23 protein-coding genes are annotated in these 21,870 nt (G+C 71.3%); 11 read left to right on the forward strand and 12 right to left on the reverse strand.

The genetic code is table 11. The features are described 5' to 3' along the window. Positions 1 to 21 precede the first annotated feature (21 nt). From mshA to EV190_RS02510, 3 genes are all read right to left on the reverse strand, one after another. A complete protein-coding gene (gene mshA, locus EV190_RS02500; protein WP_243742287.1) occupies positions 22 to 1,329 on the reverse strand; it encodes a D-inositol-3-phosphate glycosyltransferase in 1,308 nt (435 codons plus the stop codon). Between the two features lie 236 nt (positions 1,330 to 1,565). Next, entirely contained in the window at positions 1,566 to 2,561 is a 996-nt protein-coding gene (locus tag EV190_RS02505; RefSeq protein WP_243742288.1) for an alpha/beta hydrolase, read from the reverse strand. Between the two features lie 26 nt (positions 2,562 to 2,587). Continuing rightward, positions 2,588 to 3,109 carry an O-acetyl-ADP-ribose deacetylase gene (locus EV190_RS02510; RefSeq protein WP_133739742.1) on the reverse strand — a complete coding sequence of 174 codons (522 nt, stop codon included), beginning with the start codon at positions 3,107 to 3,109 and terminating at the stop codon, positions 2,588 to 2,590. A gap of 183 nt (positions 3,110 to 3,292) precedes the next feature. Here EV190_RS02510 and EV190_RS02515 point away from each other — a divergent pair, with 183 nt between their 5' ends. Next, positions 3,293 to 5,362: a Hint domain-containing protein gene (locus EV190_RS02515; protein ID WP_133739743.1), complete on the forward strand. Its 2,070-nt coding sequence runs from the start codon at positions 3,293 to 3,295 to the stop codon at positions 5,360 to 5,362. 188 nt (positions 5,363 to 5,550) lie between these two features. On the opposite strand, the gene EV190_RS02520 is transcribed toward EV190_RS02515, so the two are convergent. Genes EV190_RS02520 through EV190_RS02530 form a run of 3 tightly spaced genes read right to left on the reverse strand, consistent with a single transcriptional unit; the run spans position 5,551 to position 6,509 of the window. Continuing rightward, a complete protein-coding gene (locus EV190_RS02520) occupies positions 5,551 to 5,913 on the reverse strand; it encodes a hypothetical protein (RefSeq protein WP_133739744.1) in 363 nt (120 codons plus the stop codon). A 12-nt stretch (positions 5,914 to 5,925) separates the two neighbouring features. Beyond that, positions 5,926 to 6,111: a hypothetical protein gene (locus EV190_RS02525; RefSeq protein ID WP_133739745.1), complete on the reverse strand. Its 186-nt coding sequence runs from the start codon at positions 6,109 to 6,111 to the stop codon at positions 5,926 to 5,928. After that, a complete protein-coding gene (locus EV190_RS02530) occupies positions 6,108 to 6,509 on the reverse strand; it encodes a hypothetical protein (RefSeq protein WP_133739746.1) in 402 nt (133 codons plus the stop codon). The genes EV190_RS02525 and EV190_RS02530 overlap by 4 nt, the downstream gene beginning before the upstream one ends. A 307-nt stretch (positions 6,510 to 6,816) precedes the next feature. Between EV190_RS02530 and EV190_RS02535 the strand changes: the two genes are divergently transcribed. The 4 genes from EV190_RS02535 (at position 6,817) to EV190_RS02555 (ending at position 9,898) form a co-directional block, all read left to right on the forward strand. Then, positions 6,817 to 7,626, forward strand: coding sequence for a GntR family transcriptional regulator (locus tag EV190_RS02535; protein WP_133739747.1), 810 nt, complete (start codon positions 6,817 to 6,819; stop codon positions 7,624 to 7,626). 550 nt (positions 7,627 to 8,176) lie between these two features. Then, positions 8,177 to 8,533, forward strand: coding sequence for a BlaI/MecI/CopY family transcriptional regulator (locus EV190_RS02545; protein ID WP_133739749.1), 357 nt, complete (start codon positions 8,177 to 8,179; stop codon positions 8,531 to 8,533). An 11-nt stretch (positions 8,534 to 8,544) separates the two neighbouring features. Then, complete coding sequence (locus EV190_RS02550) at positions 8,545 to 9,489, forward strand: M56 family metallopeptidase (protein ID WP_133739750.1); 945 nt, start codon at positions 8,545 to 8,547, stop codon at positions 9,487 to 9,489. A gap of 106 nt (positions 9,490 to 9,595) precedes the next feature. Continuing rightward, positions 9,596 to 9,898, forward strand: coding sequence for a DUF2516 family protein (locus EV190_RS02555; protein ID WP_133739751.1), 303 nt, complete (start codon positions 9,596 to 9,598; stop codon positions 9,896 to 9,898). Between the two features lie 42 nt (positions 9,899 to 9,940). Here EV190_RS02555 and EV190_RS02560 read toward each other — a convergent pair whose 3' ends face one another. Together EV190_RS02560 and EV190_RS02565 are read right to left on the reverse strand one after the other, a co-directional pair. After that, positions 9,941 to 10,909, reverse strand: a complete 969-nt coding sequence (locus tag EV190_RS02560; RefSeq protein WP_133739752.1) for a neutral zinc metallopeptidase — start codon at positions 10,907 to 10,909, stop codon at positions 9,941 to 9,943. Positions 10,910 to 10,945: 36 nt separating this feature from the next. Beyond that, positions 10,946 to 11,896: a neutral zinc metallopeptidase gene (locus tag EV190_RS02565; protein ID WP_133739753.1), complete on the reverse strand. Its 951-nt coding sequence runs from the start codon at positions 11,894 to 11,896 to the stop codon at positions 10,946 to 10,948. A 142-nt stretch (positions 11,897 to 12,038) separates the two neighbouring features. Here EV190_RS02565 and EV190_RS02570 point away from each other — a divergent pair, with 142 nt between their 5' ends. From EV190_RS02570 to EV190_RS02580, 3 genes are all read left to right on the forward strand, one after another. After that, on the forward strand, positions 12,039 to 13,820 hold the full coding sequence (locus tag EV190_RS02570) for a DUF2207 domain-containing protein (protein ID WP_133739754.1): 1,782 nt from the start codon (positions 12,039 to 12,041) through the stop codon (positions 13,818 to 13,820). Between the two features lie 16 nt (positions 13,821 to 13,836). Then, the gene (gene dtd / locus EV190_RS02575; protein WP_133739755.1) at positions 13,837 to 14,262 is read left to right on the forward strand and encodes a D-aminoacyl-tRNA deacylase; all 426 of its coding nucleotides are present in this window, start codon (positions 13,837 to 13,839) and stop codon (positions 14,260 to 14,262) included. A gap of 207 nt (positions 14,263 to 14,469) precedes the next feature. After that, positions 14,470 to 15,891 (forward strand): endo-1,4-beta-xylanase, encoded by a 1,422-nt coding sequence (locus tag EV190_RS02580; protein WP_133739756.1) that lies wholly within the window; start codon positions 14,470 to 14,472, stop codon positions 15,889 to 15,891. A 91-nt stretch (positions 15,892 to 15,982) separates the two neighbouring features. Here EV190_RS02580 and EV190_RS02585 read toward each other — a convergent pair whose 3' ends face one another. Then, on the reverse strand, positions 15,983 to 16,345 hold the full coding sequence (locus EV190_RS02585) for a DsrE family protein (RefSeq protein ID WP_133739757.1): 363 nt from the start codon (positions 16,343 to 16,345) through the stop codon (positions 15,983 to 15,985). Positions 16,346 to 16,374: 29 nt separating this feature from the next. After that, the gene (locus tag EV190_RS02590; RefSeq protein ID WP_133739758.1) at positions 16,375 to 17,148 is read right to left on the reverse strand and encodes a hypothetical protein; all 774 of its coding nucleotides are present in this window, start codon (positions 17,146 to 17,148) and stop codon (positions 16,375 to 16,377) included. Positions 17,149 to 17,426: 278 nt separating this feature from the next. Here EV190_RS02590 and EV190_RS02595 point away from each other — a divergent pair, with 278 nt between their 5' ends. Beyond that, positions 17,427 to 17,960 carry a nitrobindin family protein gene (locus tag EV190_RS02595; RefSeq protein ID WP_133739759.1) on the forward strand — a complete coding sequence of 178 codons (534 nt, stop codon included), beginning with the start codon at positions 17,427 to 17,429 and terminating at the stop codon, positions 17,958 to 17,960. A gap of 312 nt (positions 17,961 to 18,272) precedes the next feature. After that, entirely contained in the window at positions 18,273 to 19,304 is a 1,032-nt protein-coding gene (gene ygfZ / locus EV190_RS02600; RefSeq protein WP_133739760.1) for a CAF17-like 4Fe-4S cluster assembly/insertion protein YgfZ, read from the forward strand. Positions 19,305 to 19,403: 99 nt separating this feature from the next. On the opposite strand, the gene EV190_RS02605 is transcribed toward ygfZ, so the two are convergent. Next, complete coding sequence (locus EV190_RS02605) at positions 19,404 to 20,159, reverse strand: hypothetical protein (protein WP_243742289.1); 756 nt, start codon at positions 20,157 to 20,159, stop codon at positions 19,404 to 19,406. 95 nt (positions 20,160 to 20,254) lie between these two features. Here EV190_RS02605 and EV190_RS02610 point away from each other — a divergent pair, with 95 nt between their 5' ends. Next, positions 20,255 to 21,130, forward strand: coding sequence for an A/G-specific adenine glycosylase (locus EV190_RS02610; protein WP_133740137.1), 876 nt, complete (start codon positions 20,255 to 20,257; stop codon positions 21,128 to 21,130). A 1-nt stretch (position 21,131) separates the two neighbouring features. On the opposite strand, the gene EV190_RS23240 is transcribed toward EV190_RS02610, so the two are convergent. Beyond that, the gene (locus EV190_RS23240) at positions 21,132 to 21,848 is read right to left on the reverse strand and encodes a DUF3105 domain-containing protein (protein WP_243742290.1); all 717 of its coding nucleotides are present in this window, start codon (positions 21,846 to 21,848) and stop codon (positions 21,132 to 21,134) included. Between the last annotated feature and the right edge of the window lie 22 nt (positions 21,849 to 21,870).

Below are 21,870 nucleotides of genomic sequence, written 5' to 3' on the forward strand. Positions count from 1 at the left end.
CCGCCGGCCCGCCGGCCCCCGTCAGACGCGCCCGCACGAGGCGATCCTCGACTGTTGCCGCTCCAGGCTGCCACGGTAGACCCCCAGCAGTCCGTCCACGGTCGCGGACCAGCTGAGCCCGGCCGCGTGCCGGACCGCGGCGGCGGCCATCCGCCTGTGCCCGGCGGGCTCGGTGACCACCCTCTGCAGGACGCGGGCGTAGTCCTCGGGGTCGTGCCCGTCGATCAGCACTCCGGAGACTCCGTCGCGCACCGCCGTGGGCAGCCCGCCCACGTTGGCCGCGACCACGGGCGTACCGCAGGCCTGGGACTCCACCGCGACCAGGCCGAAGGACTCCGAGTGGGACGGCACCACGGTGACGGTGGCGGCCCGGTAGTAGTGCGCGAGTTCGGTGCGCGAGCGCGGCGGTTCCAGCCGCACGATGTCGGCGATGCCGAGCGAGTCCGCCAGTTCGACGAGGTGGGCGGGCTCGGCGTACCCGGTCCCGGACAGGCCGCCGACGATCGCGACGACGAGCCTGTCGCGCAGTTCGGGCGCACGCTCCACCAGCCGGGCCGCCGCGCGCAGCAGCACGTCGGGGGCCTTGAGACGCTGGACGCGGCCGACGAACAGCAGCAGCACGGCGTCGGCGGGCAGGCCGATCCGGCGCAGCGACCTCGTACGCGGACCGGGCGTGAACACGTCCAGGTCCACCCCCGGTGGAACGGTCGCGATGCGGTCGGGGTCGGCGCCGTAGTAGTTGACGAGCTGGACGGCCTCCTCGTCGGTGTTGGCGACGAGGCGGTCCGAGAAGGAGACGAGTTCGTCCTCGCCGCGCACCCGCGCCTCGGGTTCGGGGGTGTCGCCCTCGGCCAGCGCCATGTTCTTCACCCGGGCCATGGTGTGCATGGACTGCACGAGCGGCACGCCCCACTGCCGCGCGGCCGACCATCCGGCCTGCCCGGAAAGCCAGTAATGGCCGTGCACGAGGTCGTAGTGCCCGGCGAGGTTCTCCGCCTCCGCGCGCAGCACGCCGTGCACGAACGGGCACAGGTAGCGGGCCAGGGCCGCCTTGTCGAGCTTGCCGTAGGGGCCCGCTGCGATGTTCCGGACGGTGACCCCGGGGGCCATCTCGACCTCGGGCGGCTGGTCGAAGGAGGTGGCCCGGGTGAACACGTCGACGGCGACACCGCGCTCGGCCAGCCGCTTCGCGACCTCGACGACGTAGACGTTCATCCCGCCCGCGTCCCCGGTGCCGGGCTGGTCGAGCGGAGAGGTGTGCAGACTGATGGTGGCGATCCTGCGAGGGGCAGCCGTCCCGGTTCCCCGCGCCACGTCCGGTGTCTCCACTCGACTCCTCGTCCCTTCCCGTTCCCACGCGCTCACTGCGCGCCACATCGGTCAACAGCCGCTCGGTGGCGCGGTGTTCCCAATAATGGCCGCGTGGTCCCGGCCGCCCGGAGATCGGGGTGGGGATCGGGGCGCGGCGGAAGGCTCGCAGCCCCGGCACCTCCGGCTCCGCGTGCCCGGTCCCGCTGCTCCGCCTGCCGCGCGGAGTGGGGAAGGTCACGCTTCCGGACCGCTGCTCAGGCGTCCTCGGGGCCCGCAGGCGCGCGCCAGCCCTCCACCAGGAAGTCGACCGCGTCGGGAAAGGTCGGACGCCAGGCGTCCATGGTGTGGCCGCCCGGGGGGAACAGGGTGGTGTGCTCGATGCCGCGCTCGGCCAGCAGGGCGGCGAAGCGTTCGGCCTCGCCGCCGATCACGCCCTCCTGGAGGGGTGTCTCGTCCTCGGTCCCCTCGATGAGCATGAAGCGGATGTCCCGCGCGCGGGGTCCGTCCAGCAGCTGGTCCGGGGCATGCGGATCGGGGTTGTCGCCGAAGGTTCCGGACGGGTCGTCCACTTTGAAGTAACCCGCCCAGCTGACGACCTGGGCGTAGTCGTCCGGATGCCGCAGGGACAGCGCCGCCGCGCCGTAGCCGCCCATGGAGAAGCCGCCGATGGCGCGCAGGGCCCGGGGGCGCGGGTTGTCGCCCTCGACCGCCTCGATCGCCTTGTCGGTCACGAAGGTCTCGATCTTGAAGCTGCCGTCCACCGAGTCGCCCCACTCGGTGTCCCTCGCCATCTCCTCCTGGCCGTAGGGGGCGGCGATGACGAACTCCACGCCGCTGCGGCACATCTCCTCGTCCAGCAGCGGCCCGACGTCGGCGTCGCGCAGCCAGCGGTGGGTGCCGGTGGAGCCGTGCAGCAGGTACAGGACCGGCCGGTCCGCGCTGTCCGGGCCGGGTGGCCGGCGGACCCAGATCGCGCGGGTGTCGTCGGGCGCGCCCTTGTCGGGAACCTCGATGATCTCGTCGGTGCCCGGCTCCCGGCACACCGGGACGTCGTACGGGCGCGGCAGCAGCCCGACCTGTCCGAGCAAGGGGCGCACCCGGTCGGGATCGGTGGCGGCGGATTCGCCGGCGCTCTCCGTGACGGCGTTCGCGTCTGTGGCCCTGTCCTCGGCAACGGCCACAACGCATGCGGCCATCACGGTGAGCGATGCGACGGCCAGGGTCGCGGTCAACGCCGATGACTTACCCAACACGTATCGTTCCTCAAGGTCAGGGACTACTCGAGTGAGAGTTCGGCGAGTACTGAGGCAAAGGTCGAGTAAGCCTCAGCGCCAAAGAGGACAAACCGAATGTCACCCACTGTAGTAGAAGATTCGCGGAGTGTCATGACGGCGACACGCGCACCGTCGTCCATCGGCCAGCCGTAGACGCCGGTGGAGATCGCGGGGAAGGCCACACTGCGCGCGCCGAGCTCGTCGGCGACACGCAGCGACTCGGCGTAGCAGGAGGCGAGGAGCGCCGAACGGTCCTCCGTCGGGCTGTACACCGGCCCGACCGTGTGGATCACCCACCGCGCGGGCAGCCGCCCGGCCGTGGTGGCCACCGCCTGGCCCGTGGGCAATCCTCCGCCGTACCGGGAGGCGCGCAGCGCCCGGCACTCGGCCAGGATCTCCGGGCCGCCCCTGCGGTGGATGGCGCCGTCCACCCCGCCTCCGCCGAGCAGGGTGGAGTTGGCCGCGTTGACCACCGCGTCCACCCGTTCCTCGGTGATGTCGCCCCGAACCAGCCCGATCCTCATCCCCGCCCCCTTCTCACACGAATCCCCCGGCGACCGGCCTTGGCGGTCGCGAACAGCCCTTATCGCACTTTCTCACCCTGAGCGACCACATGTTTCCGGAAGGTGCTTAACCGTTGCCCTTCCGGGGCAAACAATCCGGTAAAGCCCTACCCAAGGACGTTCTCTCCCCGCACGGAGGGCCGTATGCCCCGTCCCGAGAACTACGTGTCCAGATCCGCCCTCGGCTGGGGGCCGTCCCCGGCCGGGCGGGCCGACCCGAAGAGCGGCCTGGTGATCCACTACGACTCCACCGACCAGCGCCTCGCCGACAAGCCCCACGCCGAGTGCCTCGCCTACTGGAGGCGCGTCAGGGAGTTCCACACCGGGCCGGCTCGCGGGTGGGCCGACATCGGTTACTGCGTCGACGAATCGACCGAGATCCTCACCGAGGACGGCTGGAAGACCTTCCGGCAGGTCAACGAGAGCGACATCGTCCTCACTCTCCACCACGAGACCGGGATGTCGCAGTGGCAGCCGGTTCTGGCCGTGAACATCTTCCCGAAGGCCTCTCGGGAACTGGTGCTCATGGAGGGCCGGGACCACTCCTCCCTGACCACCCCCGCCCACAGGTGGCCCGTGGAGCGTTTCCACCGGCGCACGGGCACCGAAGGGAAGAAGGACGGCAGCGGCAAGTGGGCTGCCACCGGCCGGGCAGAGCGCGCACCGCAGGGGCGTGAGCGCGTGTGGGCGACCACCGAGTCCCTGACCTACCGGGACCGCGTCCCGCTGTCAGCGCCCTGTGGCGGCCTGCCGACCGAACCCAAGTGGTCGGACGCCCTCGTCGAACTGGTGGCGTGGTTCTGGGCCGAAGGCCACGACAAGCCACAAAGCAGGAGCCGGTCTCCCGGCACCGGGGTGGCGATCCGCCAGTCGGAACAGAAGAACCCCGGGAACGCGGCCCGGATCAGAGCGGCACTTCACGCCCTGTTCGGCCCCGCCTGTGACGGGTTCCCCCCGCCCGGTCCCGTTCCGGACGGGGTTCCCCGATGGGGGGAGGCCCGGAACAGGAACGTGGCGGAGTTCCGCCTCTCCGCGGGAGCGGAGCGCGTCCTGGCCGACCAGGCACCGGACCGGGTACCGCGACACGAGTTCCTGCGCACGCTCACCCGAGCCCAGCTCGACCTGTTCCTTCAGGTGTCTCTGCTGGCGGATGGGCACGGCAACCGGACGGTCGACGCTCAGGCGCTCAGCCAGAAGAGCAGAGCCGCCGCCGAGGCGTTCCAGTTCGCCGCGACGTTGGCCGGCCACGCGACCTCGCTGCGCCGTCGGCCTCCCACCAAGAACACGAAGTACGACATGTGGAAGGTCGAACTGCGTCGGAAGACCCACTTCTCTCCCAAGGCAGCAGCCGCGCGCGAGTCGACGTTCTCCATCACCCGGGAGCCCTACGAAGGCCACATCTGGTGTCCGACGACTCCGAACGGGACCTGGCTGGCCCGCCGCAAGGGAACGGTGTACTTCACCGGGAACTCCTTCATGGCGTGTCCGCACGCCTACGTGATCGAGGGACGCGGCCTGTTCCGGACCCAGGCCGCGCAACCCGGCGGCAACACCACCCACTACTCGGTGACGCTCGCGACCGGGCCGACCGACGAGATCACCCCCGGCCAGGTCAACGCCGTGCGCCAGCTCCGCGAGTGGCTCATGGAGCCGCGCTCCAGCATCGCCGGGACGGTGAAGGGGCACCGCGACTTCGTCCCGACGTCGTGCCCCGGCGACGAGGCGTACGCCCTCGTCCGGAACGGGACCTTCGCCGAACCCGCGACCTGGGGAAGCATTCCTTCTTCGGAGGACGACATGCCGCACTACCTGAACATGGCGCACACCAAGCGCGTGGAGATCCCGCCCAGCAGATACGTCGCCCTGCGCTGGGACACCGTGTGGACCGACACCGCCGGGACCGCGCACAAAGACGGGCTCGCCGTCATGACCAGGCCCGGCGACGTCAACGGGGCCCTGTGGCTCGACCTGGAGGGGCTGGAGACGGGCCGCGAGGTCCAGATCCGCATGGTCGACTACATCCGCGCCACGAAGGAGTACCAGCTGCACCCGCCCGCGGAGGGGCTCGGCACGGGCGGCCGCGAGTTCCCGGTGATCCCGGTCGTCAACCGGATCGCCGACGGCCGGACGATGGATCTGCGCCTGCACAACGTCGGCAGGCATCCGATCCACCTGAACCGCGCCACGTTCAAGGGCCACGTGTGGCCGCGCTGACACCGGGGTCCCGGCCGGGCCCCGCCCCGGCCGCCCGCTCAGTGTCCGCGCGACCCGTTGACGGAAGACGCCGGACCCCCTTCCCCACAAGGGGACCAAGTACTTGGCCAGGGGTCCTACAGTACGGAGTGCGGGGGCTTCTTCGCGTGCGCGGCCCGCCTGCCAGCTCATCCCTGGCTGGCAGGCGTCTACGGCGACCGCCGCATCCACGCGCTCGCCTGCTCGGCGGCGCCCGGCTCCCGCAGATGCGGCGACCGCAGCAGAGATAGTGCCTGCCCGTAGGCGGCCGCGAGGCGGCGCACGACGTCCTCGACGGCACGCGGATCCACCGAGCCGGACAGCGGCTCCGGCCCGTCGTCCGCCGCCGTGTACACCTCGACCCGGCAGCCGACGTGCACCGCGACCGAGTTCAGGTCCACGACCTCGACGCGGATCGCGTCCGGCGCGACCAGGGCCGCGATCTCCTCGGCCGTCAGCCAGTGCTCGCCGGGCGACAGCTCCCGGCCTTCGGGGCCAGCCGCCTGGTCGCCGCCGATGTCGTAGGTGGCCACAGCCGTCCTCCCTCAGTCGATGGTGATGTCCCACCAGTCCACGCCGAGGCCCTCCAGCTCGGCCTGGACCAGGTCGCGGACGTGGTCGCGGATCGCCTGCTCGGGGCCGAGTCCGTGCTCGAACCGGTACGCCTGCTCCTGTTCGGCCGTGAGGGCCAGGTCCAGGCGCAACCGGAGCCGAAGCCGGGGCCGGGTCACGGGGCGGGCGCGTAGGCGCGGGCGCGGCCGCCGCGCGGCGGGCGGGCGCGGGCGATGTCCGGGTTCGTCGGCGGCACGACGTAGGCGTACAGCGCCCAGTCCAGGGTGGCGAGGTCGCCCGCGGCGACGATGGTGCCGTTGGCGCGGTGCCGCGCCGTGTAGGGGGCGCGGCCACCGTACTCGTAGGTGATCTCCCACAGGGGGCTGTGGGTTTCGGCGGTCTCGGCGAACGCCGGGTAGTTCGGGATGCGGGCCTCGGGCGCGGGGATGGGCCGGGCCTGGCGGCGCGGGGGCGCGGCGTGGCGCGGCGCGGGCAGCACCGGCTGGGCGGGCCCGGTCCGACGAACCGGTGTGGCCATCGCCAGCAGTAGCGAAACAAGCAGATACAGGAAGCGCATCATCGATCCTTCGGTCGCATGCGGCTGGGAGGGCCGCTCCACCAGGGAGATGGGGCCGCGCGACCGGTGACCGCCAAGTCAGGCACGGCCGCGCGGCGTCCGGAGCGCGCGAGCCAGAGGTGTGGGGCAAACTGGGGTCTGTGACCGCCAATCATCCGCCCGCCCTCTCTACCCCGGATAGTCCCTTATGGGAGACTATTTATAGGGGCTAAACTTTGCGCTACCGCGACGGTAACCCAGCCGTGCGACCACGCACAATAGAGGGGCTAAAGTTCGCGGGTGGATTTCGAGAAGAGGACCCACCAGCGTGGATGCGAGGACGCTGCACGACATTGCAGCCATCACCGACCCACTCGACCGGGCGCGCGCCGCGTCGAGCGCCATGACCACACTCCAGGGGCAGTCCGTGGAGCTGTCCCGAATTCGCCGTGCCGCGATCATCGAGGCGCAGCAGTCCGGGCTCCGCCAGGAGGACATCGCCCGACACCTCGGCGTCACCCCGGGGCGGGTCTCGCAAATGAAGAAGGCCGGCGCTGCTGACCACCAGGCGCCTGCCGGGCCGACCGAACCGCGGCCGCGCATCCTCGTACAGCGGGCGCTACCGACCCCGCCGGCAACCCGCGGATCGAGGAGTCTGTACCTCACCGAGGCTGCGCAGCAGGGCCTGGAACCGGAACGGAAGATGCTCTACGTGGGCCGCGAACCCGCGTCGGAGCACGTTGCCGCTGGGCTGCGCGTCGAAGCGGGTGAGGACGTGATCGCGCGCCGCAAAATGTTCTGGGCGAACACGGTACCGGTGCGAATCTCGACGTCCTACTTCCGGGTGGATGTCGCCGAGGGGACCCGGCTCGACGGGGACGGGTTCGTCCTCCCAACCCTCCAGGCCGCTATCGAGGAGATGGGCCACGTCTTCAGTCACGCCACCGAGACGCTGACCGCGCGGCCGCCGACACCGTATGAGGCCGATCTCCTGGATGTTCCGGGCGAGTGGGTGGTGCAGGTGCTGCGGGTCAGCTACTCCATGGACGATGCGCCGATCCACGCGCTGGAAACGGTTTGCGCTGCGTCCCGGCACGTGTTCCCGATCGGGCAGGTCGCAGGCTCTGACCAGTTCTGAAAAACGCGACGGCCCCCCGGATCTTGGGTTCTAACGGTGGTCGCAACACCCTGACTCTGGGGAGGTTGCGACCACCGTGTCGTTTTCCAAGCAAGAACTAGCCCGGCTGCGGGAACGGTTCCTAGAACGGATGGCCCAGTCCGGCAACGTCACCGGGACAGCCCGAGAGCTGGGGATCAATCGCAACACCGCGTTCGGGTGGGCACGCAAAGCAGGGCTGCGCTCCCGGCGAGGGGATCCCCCCCGACGTCGTAGACCGCGTCCGCAGCATCCTGCGCACCGCCCGGATCATCCGGGACTCGCTCCCGCCCCACGAGGCCGCGCTCGCCGCGTACACGCCGGGCGGGATGCCGGTCGCCGAGATCGAGGCGCTCATCACCCGCCAGCGCGCCGCGGCTAGGGCTCTTCCTAAGCAGGGATGATCATGGCTGGGTCTGGGAAGTACTATTCACCGCACATCGGGACGCGCTATCGTGGCGTTTCCGCAGGTCGCACATCGGGAGCCCTACCCCCTACGTGCCGTAGTACTACCGGCGGTAAACTGACTTCTATGAATCGGCTCGGCGACCTTGAACGTGCGGTAATGGATGTACTGTGGGAACGAATCGAGCCAATGACGGTTCGCGAAGTGGGGCGCGCCCTCTCTGACCGCGATCTCGCGCACACGACCGTCATGACCGTGCTCGACCGACTCGCCAAGAAGGGGGTCGTGCAACGCACCCGAGAGGGGCGCGCGTGGCGTTACCGTCCGGCCGCCAGCCGGGAGAACTACGTCTCGGAACTGATGTTCGACGCGCTTGGTCAGACGGGTGACCGGGACGCCGCGCTGGCCGCCTTCGTGCGGTCGATGAGCGGACCGGAAGCCGAAGCGCTTCGCCGCGCGCTCGCGGAGAGCGACGAGCCCTAGGACGTAGTCGAATGGTCAGTGCCGCACTGCTCACCACGATCGCAGGCGGCTGTCTTTTCGCCGCTTACCACCTCCGGCGTGCCGAATGGCCTGCCCGGGGGCCCCACATCGCGATCATCGCCTGGCAGGCGCTGGGTCTGGCCTGGGGGATCTCCACCATCGGCGCGCTGCTGGCCTTCGGCCTCACCTCCTACGGGCGCGGGGTCGCGCACGGCCTGCTCGCCCTCGCGCGGGACGCGAGCGTGAACGGCGCGCAGCTGGCCGCGTTCGACGGCAACCGGTTCGCCGCCACCCAGGTGGTCGCGGTCGTCGCCGCGGTCGGGCTGACCCTGCTCCTCTTCTGGGGCCTGGTCACCTCCTTCGTCCAGGTGCTGCGCACCCGCCGCCGCCACCGCGACCTGCTCGAACTCGTGGCCCGCGACGACCCGGAGGTGCCGGGCGCCAGGGTGCTGGACCACCCCGCCGCTGCGGCCTACTGCCTGCCGGGTGTGCTGAACTCGCAGATCGTGATCAGTGCGGGGGCGCTCGCGGTGCTGGACCGCCACGAGCTCGCCGCGGTCCTGGCCCACGAGCACGCCCACCTGCGCCAGCGGCACGACCTCGTCCTCCTCCCCTTCTCCTCGCTCAAGCGCGCCTTCCCCCGGGTCGGCTTCATGGAGAAGTACTACAACACCGTGGCGCTGCTCATCGAGATGTGCGCGGACGACCGGGCCCGCCGCGAGCACTCCCCCAGAGAGCTGGCGACGGCGCTGGTGCGCTTCGGGACCGCGGGAGGTCCCGCGGTCCCCGCCGGAGCGATGGCGGTCGTGCCCAACTCCCAGCAGCCCGAGGTCGTGACCCGCGTGTCCCGCCTGCTCAACCCGGCCGAGCTGTCCCGGTCGGCCACCGCGGCCGTCCTGCTGGGCTCTGTCGCCCTGATGACCACGACGCTCGCCCTGTGGCACCTGCCCATGTGACGCGGCGCCGCCCGGCCTGTTCCGGGCACGATTCGCGGCGGTCCCGCGTTTACCCTGAAGACAAGGTTCTCTCGCTAGGCAAAGGCCGGGTGCTCACGTGTTCGCCATGACCTTTATCGGTTTGCTGTGGAAAGTCATCTACCTGGCGATCTTCGTGACAACGCTGTACGCGCTGGTCGAAGCCGTCCGCACGCCCGCGCAGGCGTTCCCCGCGATGGACAAGCAGACCAAGGGCCTGTGGGTGGGCCTGCTCAGCGCGGGCACGCTGATCTCGCTCGGCGCGGTGATGGGCTGGTTCGTGTTCATGACGATCCTGGCGCTGATCGCCGCCCTGATCTTCATCCTCGACGTGCGCCCCGCGGTACGCGGTATCGGCCGCCCCGGTGAGGGCCCGTACGGTCGCTGGTAGCGGCCCCGGCGCACCGTCCGGGAGCGGCGGACGGACGGCCTCCTACTGGAGCACGTCCTCGTCCGCGCTCCAGGTGTTGCAGGCCCCGGGCGACTGGTGCTCCATACCGTGCTCGATCCACAGCATGCTGTTGTCCGCAGAGCCGTGCGTGCGCTCCTCCTCGGTGCTGTCGGCGCGGTCCGCGGTGGCGGCCGCGTCCTCGATGATCACCTCGCGTTCGGCTCCGCCGATCGGGTAGGTGACGCTCACCGCGCCGAGGAACGCTCCCGCCAGACAGTTCGCCTGGAGTTCGCTCTTCCGGGTCCAGGCGCTCCGCTGCGCGGTCTCGGGTTCCAGGCGGCGGCGCTCGTGGTAGTACTCCAGCAGCCCCGACTCGCCCTGCACGTGATGGCCGTACTCGTGCGCGAGCAGGGAGGCGTAGACGACGCTGTCCGTGCTGCGGTTCCACTTCTCGACCACGTCCGCGGTACCGATGTACACGCTCTTGCTGGACCTGCAGTAGAACCCGCCCGCGGTCGACGGGTACTCACGGCACGGGCTGACCCCTGGCTCGTCCCAGAAGACCCGCCCCGGAGGCTCGAAGACCAGGCCCGCCTTGGCGAACTGGGTGGCCCAGGTGTCGTCCAGGCAGTCCGCGACCGTGTTGAGGAAGTCCTCGACCGACTCGGAGGAGTCGATGTCGAGCTCCGGCGCCGGGCAGGGCAGCGGGGCGAGGCGGCCGGTCGAGTAGAGCGGGTTGTGCAGGAGCGCGGTCTCACCGGTGGGCGCTCCCGGACTCGGCCCGCCGGTGACCGACCGGTGCTCGTCTCCCGGAGCCGGTTCCAGCGGGGCGGTCGAGGCGGCACCGGCCGAGTGCGGGCCCGCCGGACCGCCTCCCGCAGCGGTGCTGTGCCACACGAGGACCACCAGGGCCAGCACCGCCGCCCCGACCGCGGCGTAGAAGGCGATGCCGCGCGCGGGCGGATCCGCGGAGCGCGCACCGCCGTCTCCTGCCCCGCCGTACACCCGCATCCGCAACCGCCTCAGCTCGCTCGCCCGCCGCTCCGGTCAGTCGACCAGTTCCTCCTCGGCCTCCCACGTGTTGCAGGACGCGGGGTCCATCCGGTCCATCCCGTGCTCCGTCCACATCCGGCCGTTGGCGGGGGTCCCGTGCGTGTGGACGTCACCGCGGTCCGCGCGCATCGCGGCGTCCTCGAGGACGTCCGCGCGCTCGTCCTCCCCTATGGGGAAGCTGTCCGCCACCGAGCCCAGGAACACCCCTCCCAGGCAGTTGGCCTGGAGTTCGCTGCGGCGCGTCCACAGGTCCCGCTCACCGGCGGCCTCGCTGTCCCCCCGCGACTGCTGGTACTGGCCCAGAATGCCCGACTCGCCCTGCACGTGGTGGCCGTACTCGTGGCTGAGCAGGAAGGTGTACGCCTCGGCCTCCCCGATGTGCCCGGACGTCTCCACGATGTCCTCCACTCCGAGGTAGAGGCCCTTGTTGGCGTGGCAGTAGAACGCGGACGACCCCTCGACCGGGTAGTTTCCGCACGGGCTCTGCCCGGAGGTGTACCAGTAGATCCGGTTCGGCGGTTCGAACGGCAGCTCGGAGTCCTCGAAGTGGACGCTCCACGCCTTGTCGAGGCAGTCGGTCACACTGTGCAGGAACGCCTCCATGGAGACCGGGTCGTCGACGTCCAGAGCCGGGGCGGGGCAGGTGACCGAGGCCAGCTGCCCACTCGTGTAGAGCGGGTTCGCCCTCAGCGTCTCCCGCGCGAGGGACGCCTGGTACTGCTCCGTGTCGGCCGTTGCCTCCGCCGCGGGCTCTGCCGGTGGGACGGGGCGGGCTCCCGTCTCGAAGAAGGACGCCACCGTCGCGAACCCGGCCAGCGCGACCGCGGCCAGGCCCGTGATGAGCACGACGAGAACGCCTATGTCCAGGTGCGGCCGGGGCTTGGCGGCGTGCACGGGCAGCGCGTACTCGCCTCCGCGGCCGCGGCCCCCACTCGGCTGTGCCATCGAGTCGACCCGCCTCCTTCCCAGCCACCACCCCCGTGGCCGGACCATCGATGCGACTTTTCGATTATGCCGGGTGAAAAGGGGTGCCTTCTGTCCCGGCTCCTTTCTCGATGCGGCCACCTTCGGCCGGTAGGCTCCCCGAATGCGAGCCGGTGGACGGGATGTGGAGGGGGTGGCGGGGGTGGCTTCCCGAGGAGTGCTGGCTGTCGTGGTCCTTGTCGGGACGCTGCTTGCGGGAGCTCCCGCCGCGGAGGCCGCCCAGAGCGAGCCGCCGACGCACGCGGTCCGGCCGGGCGAGGCCGCGGACGGGCAGATCGTCAACGAGATCTCCTTCCGCCTCGACCAGAACGGCGTCCTGCACGCGCAGGAGCGCATCACCTTCGGCGGGGGCGGCCCCGAGGAGTTCACGCGGACCTTCCTCGTCCGCAAGCCCTACGACACCGAGCACGACCGGAAGTACGAGGTCGTCGACCTGACCGCGCAGGCGGGCGACGGCAGCCCCGTGGCCGTCTCGACCACCGAGCACGAGACCACCCTGGACGCCACGCTGACCGTGGCCGGCAGCGGGTTCGTCATCGTGGACTACAAGGTGCTGGGCGCCGTCGAGGGCATCGGCGAGCGGCTGGAGCTGGAGTGGACGGCTGTCGGCGGGTACAGCGCCCCCGTCGACGAGACGACGGTGGTCGTGGACGCCCCCCAGCCGCCGCAGGCCCTGTCGTGCTCCGCGGGGGAACCGCGCAGCTCCATCTACTGCACCTCCTCCGACATGGGGGGTTCCCAGGCACTCATCGCCCGCTTCCTGCAGGCCGACCTGGACGCGGGCCAGACGCTCGGCATCGTGGTCGGGTACCCGTCGGGGACCGCGCCCAGCACCCTGGTGCTGGACCGCACCTGGTCGTTGGCCTCGGCGTTCGCGATCACACCCGGTACCGCGAGCGTCTTCGGGCTGCTGCTGGTGGTCCTGGTGGGCGGGCTGGTCGTGCTGATCCGGATCCGGGGGCGGGACGAACGGGCGCTGCGCACCGAGGCCCGGCTCGGCGACCACGCCCCGGTGCAGTCCGGCGTAGGCGGGAACCTGCGCTTCCGGCCGCCCGACGACGTGCACCCGGGGCAGATCGGCACCCTCATCGACGAGCAGGCGGACGTGGTGGACATCACCGCGACGGTGGTGGACCTGGCGGTCCGCGGCTACCTGTGCATCGAGGAGCTGCCGCACGAGCGCTTCGCCTCGATCGAGTGGACGCTGACCCGCACCGGGCGGCGCGGCGAGGGCTCCCTCCTGCCGTACGAGCAGCTGATGCTGGACGCCCTCTTCCACGCCCGCGACACGGTCCGGCTGTCCGAACTGGACGAGGAGTTCGCGCACCGGCTGGCGGGGGTGCGGCACGAGCTGTACCGCGACATGGTGCGGTTGAAGTGGTTCGCGCGCAGGCCCAACCGGGAGCGCAACCAGTGGACGACCCTGGGGATCGCGCTGACCGTGCTCGGGGTGGTCGTCACCGTGGCCCTGGCGGTCTTCACCCGCGCCGCGTTCACCGGGCTCGCGCTGGTCATCGCGGGCGCCGCGGTGACCGTCGGAGCGCAGTACATGCCGGCCAAGACCCGGCTGGGCAGTGCCGTGTTCGCGCACACCGCCGGTTTCCGGGCCTACCTGCTGCGCGCCCGGGTGGACGACATCCCGCCGGAGCGCCGGGTCCAGCTGTTCTCGCGGTACCTTCCGTACGCGATCATCTTCGACAACGTGGAGCGCTGGGCGCGAATCCTCGCGGCGGCGGGCTCGGCCGACCCCGGGGAGGGCGGCCTGTCCTGGTACTACGGGCCGCAGGACTGGGGCCTGGACGACTTCGCCGACTCCATCAGGACCTTCACCCTGACATTGTCGGGCGTCATCTCCAACACCCGGCAGTTCCGGGCCCTGGGCTGAGCGAAGGAGGATTTCGATGCGAGCGGTGGTGCAGCGGGTGGCGCACGCCTCGGTGACCGTCGGCGGCGAGGTCGTCGGCGCCATCACCGAACCCGGGCTGATGGCGCTGGTCGGTGTGACGCACACCGACGGCGAGCGGGAGGCCGCGGCGCTGGCCCGCAAGCTCTGGACACTGCGGATACTCGGGGGCGAGAGGTCCTGCTCCGACGTCGGCGCCCCGTTGCTGGTGGTCAGCCAGTTCACGCTGTACGGCGACGCCCGCAAGGGCCGCCGCCCCACCTGGCAGGCCGCGGCCCCGGGCCCGGTCGCCGAGCCCCTCGTGGACCTGGTGGTCAAGGAGCTGCGGGGGCTGGGCGCGCGGGTGGAGACGGGCGTGTTCGGCGCGGAGATGTCGGTGTCGCTGACCAACGAGGGGCCGTTCACGGTGATCGTGGAGGTGTGACCTGCTCCCCGCGCGGCCCTGTTCCCGCGCGGAGGGCCTTTCCCGGAACTTCTCCGGGTGTTAGATTGGCCACCGATCATCACACTGTGACAACGCTCACACTGCACTTCATGGGAGCGTTCCCATTCGTGGATGGTCGGTACCGGCAGCTGTGGGGGCGAGTCGGTCGCGGAAAAGGTACGCACCGTCGCACGAAAGGACGCACCGATGGCGGAATCCCGTCACCGCACCACCCCCCGGAGAGCAGCCGGACGGCTGCTCGGCCTCCTCCTCACCACCAGCCTGTTCGCGGCCGGGCTCGTCGCGGCCGGTACCACGGCGGCCCACGCGGCCGACCCGCTGCGGCAGGTCGCGGCGCGGCAGGGCATCCACTTCGGATCGGCGATCGCCAACCAGCACCTCTCCGTCCCGCAGTACCGGCAGATCGCCGGGGAGCAGTTCAGCGCCGTCACCGCCGAGAACGAGATGAAGTGGGAGTCCCTGGAGGGCCGGCGCGGCCAGTACAACTGGGGACCGGCCGACTCGATCATCGACTTCGCCGAGCAGAACGACCAGATCGTCCGAGGGCACACGCTGGTCTGGCACAGCCAGCTGCCGTCCTGGCTGAACGACGGGAGCTTCTCCGGCTCCCAGCTCCAGGGCATCATGGACGACCACATCGAGGCCGTGGCCGGGCGCTACGCGGGTGACGTCTACGCCTGGGACGTGGTGAACGAGCCGTTCAACGAGGACGGCACGTTCCGCGACAGCATCTGGTACCGGGGGCTGGGGCAGGACTACATCGCCGACGCGCTGCGCAAGGCGCACGAGGTGGACCCGAACGCCGAGCTGTACATCAACGACTACAACGTCGCCGGGATCAACTCCAAGAGCGACGGCCTGTACGACCTGGCCGTGCGGCTCCTCGACGAAGGCGTCCCGCTGCACGGCATCGGCATCCAGTCCCACCTCGTCTCCGGCCAGGTCCCCTCCTCGATGCGGCAGAACATCCAGCGCTTCGCGGACCTGGGCCTGGACGTGGCGATCACCGAGCTGGACATCCGGATGCAGACGCCCTCCGACGCCTCGAAGCTGCGGCAGCAGGCCGACGACTACACAACGGTCGTGAACGCCTGCCTGGCCGTCCCGCGCTGCATCGGGGTGACCGTCTGGGGTGTCGACGACGGCCACTCCTGGGTCCCCGACGTGTTCGACGGGCAGGGCGCCGCGCTGCTCTACGACGCGCAGTACCAGCCCAAGCCCGCCTGGGACGCGGTCTACGCCGCCCTCGGCGGAACCGAGGACCCCGGAGACCCGGACGACCCCGACGAGCCGAGCGGTCCCTGCGCCGTCGACTACACCGTGGTCAACGACTGGGGCAGCGGCTTCCAGGGCTCCGTCGAGATCACCAACACCGGCTCCTCCGCGGTCACCGACTGGCAGCTGGCCTGGGACTCCCCCGGGGTGACCGTCACGAACGGCTGGAACGGCCGATGGTCGCAGAGCGGCGGCCGGACCACCGTGTCCGCCCCCTCGTGGAATCCCACCCTCCAGGCGGGACAGAGCACGACCCTGGGGTTCGTCGCCGACAAGAGCGGCAGCGTCTCACCGCCCAGCGAGTTCCGGCTCAACGGGACCGTCTGCTCCTGACCGGGCCACGCCCCCTGACTCCCGGTGACGGGGCGGCGGGGATCCTCCGTCCGGTCCCGCCCGCCGCGGCGGGCGGGACCGGACCCGGGGCTCAGTAGACCAGCGCCTGGACGCCCTCTTCGGTGACCTCTTCGACGAAGCTGGGCGCGCCCGCGATACGCACGCCCGGGACGAGGTCGGCCCGGGTGAGTTCGCGGCGGGCCGCGCACTGGGTGCAGACGGTGACCCGGCCGCCGGTCAGCACCACGTCGAGCAGGTCGTCGAGGGGGGCCGCGTGCGGGAGCGCGAACTTCGCCGCGCGACCGGGGACCGCCAGCCAGCTCGCCTCACCGGTGAGCCAGAGCGACACCCGCACTCCGCTCGCCACCGCCGCCGCCGCGACCGTGAAAGCCTGGTTGCAGCGCTCGGGGGATTCCTCGCCTGCCGTCGCCTTGATCACCAACGCGCGATTCATGCTGTCAGCGTAGTGGCCGCCGGGCCCGGTCAGATTCCTCCCAGGACGAACAGCAGGCCCACCAGAGCCGAGGCGAGCGCGCCGCCGCCCAGCAGCAGGGCGTCGGTCGCCCGCGCCGGGACGGACGAGACCACGGCGGCCCCGTGCTCGATGCTGAGGCGGCCGTCCTGGGGCGCGACCAGGATCGGTCTGCCGTCGCGCATCGCGACCCTGCCGCGCACGATGATGGGATCGCCCGGGCGGATCACCCACTCGCGGTACTCGAACTCGATCGTCTCCCCCCGGAAGATCCCCGAGATGCGCCCCTTGACCCGGCCGAGGAGGTCGTCGGCGGGGGCGGGGACGCCGCGCTGGGGACGGCTCACGACGCGCTGGAGGCACATGTGCACGCCCTCGGTGTGCGCCTCGACCGGGTCCACCAGGATCGGCTGCTCATTCAGCCAACCGCTTTCGGAACCGGTGATCCCGAACGGTTCCGGAGAACCGTAATCGGCGATCGAGTCGCTTCCGAGGACCTGCTCGCGCTCCCCGGTCTCCTCCAGGGTGCGCCAGGTCGCGTAGTGCCGCAGCACCTCGTGCCCGTGCCAGACGCACTCCGCCCCGGCCAGGCGCGACTCCAGGCCGCCTTCGGGTCCTTTCGACGCGAAACCGCTGAGCGTGACCTCGTCGCCCTCCAGCGCGGCGAACGCCTCGGGACGCAGTTCGGCGATGTCCCGCCGCACGGACCAGCGCCGAAGGGCGAGGAGGCCCAGTGGTGCCAGGATCGCCGCGCCGAGTAGGAGGGCCGTCCCAATCACCAGCATGAAAGCCGCCTCTTCTCTGTTGTCGCTCGCCGCAGGCTATCCATGATCGTGCGTCCCGAGGTCCGTTGCTTCTTCTTTACCAGGATCCGTAGTGATATCCGTCATGGCGGTCCTTGCCCGAGGATGCCTTCAGTGATAGTCGGAGCGGGAGAATCGGGCGGGAATGGGGAGTGGACTCCCGCGGAGGACGGGACGAAGCCGAAGGGGAAACGGCTGCCCGGATCCACCGCCCCGCCAATGGATCCGGACGGGCGCGCGCGCCGCTAGGCTCGGAGATTATGCAGCCTGAGATTCACCCGGAGCTCGCGCGCCTGTCGTTCCTCCTCGGCCGCTGGGAGGGCGTCGGCGTCGCCGGCTATGAGGGCACCGAAGAGTTCCAGTTCGGCCAGGAGGTCGAGTTCACCCATGAGGGCCACCCGTACCTGAGCTACCGGAGCCGGGTGTGGCGGCTGAACGAGGACGGCTCCCTCGGCGAGCCGGTCACCTCGGAGTCCGGCTACTGGCGGGTGCGCCTGGGCGAGACCGCCGAGCAGAGCACCCCGGACAAGCCCGGTGTGCACCTGGAGGTGCTGCTGTCGCACCCCGAGGGCTTCAACGAGGTCTACCTCGGCACGATCTTCGCCAATCGCGTGGAGATCCACACCGACGTCGTACTGCGCACCGAGACGGGGCTGGCCGCGACCGGCGGCCACCGGCTGTACGGGCTGTTCGGGGACGACCGTGAGACGCTCGGATACGCGTGGGACCTGGCCGCCGACGGCCACGAGCTCCAGTCGTACATGTCCGCCCAGCTCAAGCGAGTGGACAGGTAGCAGAAGACGCGGAAGGGGTGCGGGGTCCGGACATGGACGGACCCCCGGGCGTATTGTCCGGCATCGTGCCGGGGCCGGTCGGACAAGGCCGGCCACCCGAGGGTCTGGGTGTCCATCGTGGAATCGCCTGGGCGATCCGAACAGCGATTCGCCCTAGCGGACGAACACCTCGCGAGTCCTAAAAGAATACACTTTTGGACCACCTCCTTTCCTGCGTACTCCCGACGTTACGCGTCCGCCCCTCGGGGCCGCAAATGTTTTTCCGGGTGGATCGGAGAGGCCCCGCGCGGGCGGGGACATAAGCTCACAGGTATGACTTCGCCGCTGCTCAAGCGTCCCGGCGCGGTGTCCGCCGAGACGCCCGACACCGCCATCGCAGCCCACTACGGAGAGCCGTCCCAGGAGCAACGCGCGCTGGAACGCGGCTCCGGCTGGACCGACCGGGGCAACCGGGGCGTCGTCCGCGTCACGGGCCCGGACCGGTTGAGCTGGCTACACAGCCTCACCAGCCAGTTCCTCGACGGGATCGCCCCCGGCACCGCCACCGAGGCCCTGGTGATGGACGCCAAGGGGCACATCCTGCACCACCTGTCGGCCGTGGACGACGGCACCTCGCTGTGGGCGCACGTCGAGCCGGGGACCGCCGCCGAACTCACCCGCTTCCTGGACTCCATGCGGTTCATGCTGCGGGTGGAGGTGGCCGACCTCAGCGACGAGCGCGCGGTCCTGACCGTCGCGGGACCCGAGCGCGCCGCGGTCCTGGGCGCGGCCGGTTCCGCGCTGCCGCCGGGGACGCCCGTCCGGGTCGCCGACGACGAGACCGACCTGTTCCTGCCCGTGGACGCGCTCGAGGCCGTCGCCGACGCCCTCACCGCCGCGGGCGCCCGTCCGGCAGGCATGTGGGCTTACGAAGCGCGCCGGATCGCCGCGCACCGCCCCCGCCTCGGCCTGGACACCGACCACCGCGCCATCGCGCACGAGATGGGCTGGATCGGTTCCGCCGTGCACCTGGAGAAGGGCTGCTACCCGGGCCAGGAGACGGTGGCGCGGGTGCACAACCTGGGCCGCCCGCCGCGCCGCCTGGTGATGCTGCACCTGGACGGCACCGCCGAGCGGCTGCCCGAACGCGGCGCCCCCGTCGAACTCGACGGCCGCGCCGTCGGCTTCGTCGGCTCCTCCGCCCGCCACTTCGAACTGGGACCCGTCGCCCTGGGCCTGGTCAAGCGGAACATCCCGGTGGACGCGGACTTCACCGTGGACGGCATCGCCGCCGGCCAGGAGGTCGTCGTAAGCCCCGACACCGGCGCCAACGCCGAGATCACCCTGCGCCGCCGCCCCGGATAGGCCTCGCCTCCACCCGCCGACCTCGACGTCTCCGGGGTCTCGACCGCTTCCAAGATCCCGGGGAGGTCGAGGTCGGCGGGTGGGAGCGGGCGCAGGACGCTAGTTGAGCCGGAAGACCTGGGCCTCCGCGCCCTCGTCGTAGTCGCTGTGCAGCGTCACGACGTAGGTGCCGGAGCGGGCGTCGGAGTCCTGGTCACGGCAGTCGGTCCAGGAGCGCTTGCGCTCCCAGGTGACGACGGCGGTGTGCGGAACGCCCCGGCGCAGCTGCTCGTTGTCGGCGGCGTCGCCCTCGACGCAGTCCGCGGTGGACCAGATCCGGTCCTCACCGGAGGTGACGCGCAGTTCCATGGCTTCGCGGCCGATGTCCACCGTGCAGGTCTGGGCCCCGGTGTTGACCACCGAGACGCTGAGCTTCGGCTCCTCGTCCCAGGCGTAGTCGGCCTGGTCGGTGCTGAGCGTCACGACCACGTCCTCGGGGCGGCAGGCGTCCTCGGGGGCCTCGGGCGCGGGAACGGCCTGACGGTCCGCGTCCGCGCCTTCGCCCCCGTCCTCGGCGCCGGCGTCGGCGTCGGCGTCCGCGCCGACCCCGCCGGAACCGCCCCCCGCGCCGCCCTCCCCGCCGGGCCCGGCATCCGGCTCATCGGCGGGCTCGGCGCTGGGCGGGGGCGAGGCTGGGATACTGGGATCGGGCGACTCGGCCACCTGGTCATCGGTCTCCGGACCGGAGTCGACGTTCGCCGAGTTCGTCGCGTTCTCCTCCGCGGACGGCCTGCACGCGAACGCGATCAGTGTCAGCACCGCGAGCAGTCCGATCAGCAGAAAGACGCGACGCCTCCAGTACGTCGCGTTGCTCACCGGTCCAGGGTGTCCAGCGCTCGAAGCCATGGGCGTAGTATCCCGGGTTTCAGATTTTGCACCTACCCGACCCGCCGTTGGATGTCTGATTGCGTATGACCGAAAACCCGTACCGCACAGCGGTTCTCGCCTGGTATGACGCCAACGCCCGGGATCTCCCCTGGCGCGCGGACGACGCCACGCCGTGGAGCGTCCTGGTCAGCGAGATCATGCTCCAGCAGACGCCGGTGGTCCGCGTCCTCCCGGCGTGGAAGGCGTGGCTCGAACGCTGGCCCACCCCCGCCTCCCTCGCGGCCGAGCCCTCCGGCGAGGCGGTGCGGATGTGGAACCGGCTCGGATACCCGCGCCGCGCGCTGAACCTGCACGCCTGCGCCAAAGCCGTCGTTGACCGGCACGGCGGCGAGGTCCCCCGGGCGCACGCGGACCTGCTGGCGCTTCCCGGGGTCGGGGTGTACACCGCGGCCGCCGTGGCGAGCTTCGCTTTCGGGCAGCGGCACGCCGTCCTGGACACCAACGTGCGCAGGGTCCTGGCCCGGTTGGAGACCGGGGTCGAGTACCCGCCCAGGACCCCCGGCAGGGCCGAGTACACGCTCGCCGAGTCGCTGCTGCCCGAGGAGCCGGCCGTGGCCGCCCGCTGGGGCGTCGCCGTGATGGAGCTGGGCGCGCTGGTGTGCACCGCGCGGGCGCCCAAGTGCGGGGTGTGCCCGGTCTCCGACCGGTGCGCGTGGGCGCTGGCCGGAAAGCCTCCGCACGACGGTCCGCCCCGGCGCGGGCAGAGCTACGCGGGGACGGACCGCCAGGTGCGCGGCAGACTGCTCGCGGTGCTGCGCGACGCGCCCGGGCCGGTGCCCAAGGCCGCCCTGGACGCGGTCTGGGACGAGGCCGCGCAGCGCGAACGCGCCCTCGACGCGCTGGTCGCCGACGGCCTGGTCGACCCCCTGGAGACGGGCGAGTACGCGCTGCCGGGCTGACTCAGTACCAGCCCGATTCCGCGGGTTCCCCCGTTTCGTCGACCCCGCCCGAGCAGGCCGCTCCGGGTTCGAGGGTCTGGGGACCCTGCACGTAGGCGACGAGGAACTCCACCAGGCGGGGGTCGGTCGCCTCGTCCACACCGAGCTGCTTGCCCCACGCGGAGGCCACGACCGGGGCCGGCAGGTCCTGGACGGGGCTGACGATGATGTAGTCGCCGGGAGAGTACAGCGCGCGCAGGGTCTCCACCTCGCTCTCGCCGAGGGCCGCGTCGTAGGTGATCCACACCGCGCCGTGCTCCAGGGAGTGCACGGCGTTCTCCGCCGGGACCTCGCTGCTGTAGACGCCGCAGTTCAGCCACACGGGGTTGTGCCGGCCTCCGACCGGCGGGTTCTGCGGGTAGTCCACCCCGCCCTCGACGTGGTCCGCCGAGAGGCCGGTGAAGGTCTGCACACCGTCGACGTCGCCGGGCTCCTCCTCACCGCGGGCCAGTGCCGGGTGGGCGCCGCTGTCGCCGCCCGACAGGACGACGACCAGGGTCACCACCACCCCGACGACGAGGACGAGCCCCGCCACCGAGCCGCCGATGACCCAGCCCAGGGCCCCCGAGCGGCGCGGCGCCGGCGGGCGCGGCGGGCCGGGCCGGGGGTAGTGGCCTCCGGGCGGCGGCTGCTGCCAGCCGGGCGAACCGGGTGGGACACCGGGGCCCTGCGGCCACACCGGGCCGTTGGACGGGCTCGAG

It is taken from the genome of Actinorugispora endophytica (assembly GCF_004363075.1).
GTDB lineage: Bacteria > Actinomycetota > Actinomycetes > Streptosporangiales > Streptosporangiaceae > Actinorugispora > Actinorugispora endophytica.

Coding starts and splice junctions, on each gene's coding strand:
- EV190_RS02510 (WP_133739742.1), bottom strand. CDS start 3,109: ATGAGGATCGGGCTGGTTCGGGGCGACATCACCGAGGAACGGGTGGAC.
- EV190_RS02515 (WP_133739743.1), top strand. CDS start 3,293: ATGCCCCGTCCCGAGAACTACGTGTCCAGATCCGCCCTCGGCTGGGGG.
- EV190_RS02530 (WP_133739746.1), bottom strand. CDS start 6,509: ATGCGCTTCCTGTATCTGCTTGTTTCGCTACTGCTGGCGATGGCCACA.
- EV190_RS02545 (WP_133739749.1), top strand. CDS start 8,177: ATGAATCGGCTCGGCGACCTTGAACGTGCGGTAATGGATGTACTGTGG.
- EV190_RS02550 (WP_133739750.1), top strand. CDS start 8,545: ATGGTCAGTGCCGCACTGCTCACCACGATCGCAGGCGGCTGTCTTTTC.
- EV190_RS02555 (WP_133739751.1), top strand. CDS start 9,596: ATGACCTTTATCGGTTTGCTGTGGAAAGTCATCTACCTGGCGATCTTC.
- EV190_RS02560 (WP_133739752.1), bottom strand. CDS start 10,909: ATGCGGGTGTACGGCGGGGCAGGAGACGGCGGTGCGCGCTCCGCGGAT.
- EV190_RS02565 (WP_133739753.1), bottom strand. CDS start 11,896: ATGGCACAGCCGAGTGGGGGCCGCGGCCGCGGAGGCGAGTACGCGCTG.
- EV190_RS02570 (WP_133739754.1), top strand. CDS start 12,039: ATGCGAGCCGGTGGACGGGATGTGGAGGGGGTGGCGGGGGTGGCTTCC.
- dtd (WP_133739755.1), top strand. CDS start 13,837: ATGCGAGCGGTGGTGCAGCGGGTGGCGCACGCCTCGGTGACCGTCGGC.
- EV190_RS02580 (WP_133739756.1), top strand. CDS start 14,470: ATGGCGGAATCCCGTCACCGCACCACCCCCCGGAGAGCAGCCGGACGG.
- EV190_RS02585 (WP_133739757.1), bottom strand. CDS start 16,345: ATGAATCGCGCGTTGGTGATCAAGGCGACGGCAGGCGAGGAATCCCCC.
- EV190_RS02590 (WP_133739758.1), bottom strand. CDS start 17,148: ATGCTGGTGATTGGGACGGCCCTCCTACTCGGCGCGGCGATCCTGGCA.
- EV190_RS02595 (WP_133739759.1), top strand. CDS start 17,427: ATGCAGCCTGAGATTCACCCGGAGCTCGCGCGCCTGTCGTTCCTCCTC.
- ygfZ (WP_133739760.1), top strand. CDS start 18,273: ATGACTTCGCCGCTGCTCAAGCGTCCCGGCGCGGTGTCCGCCGAGACG.
- EV190_RS02610 (WP_133740137.1), top strand. CDS start 20,255: ATGACCGAAAACCCGTACCGCACAGCGGTTCTCGCCTGGTATGACGCC.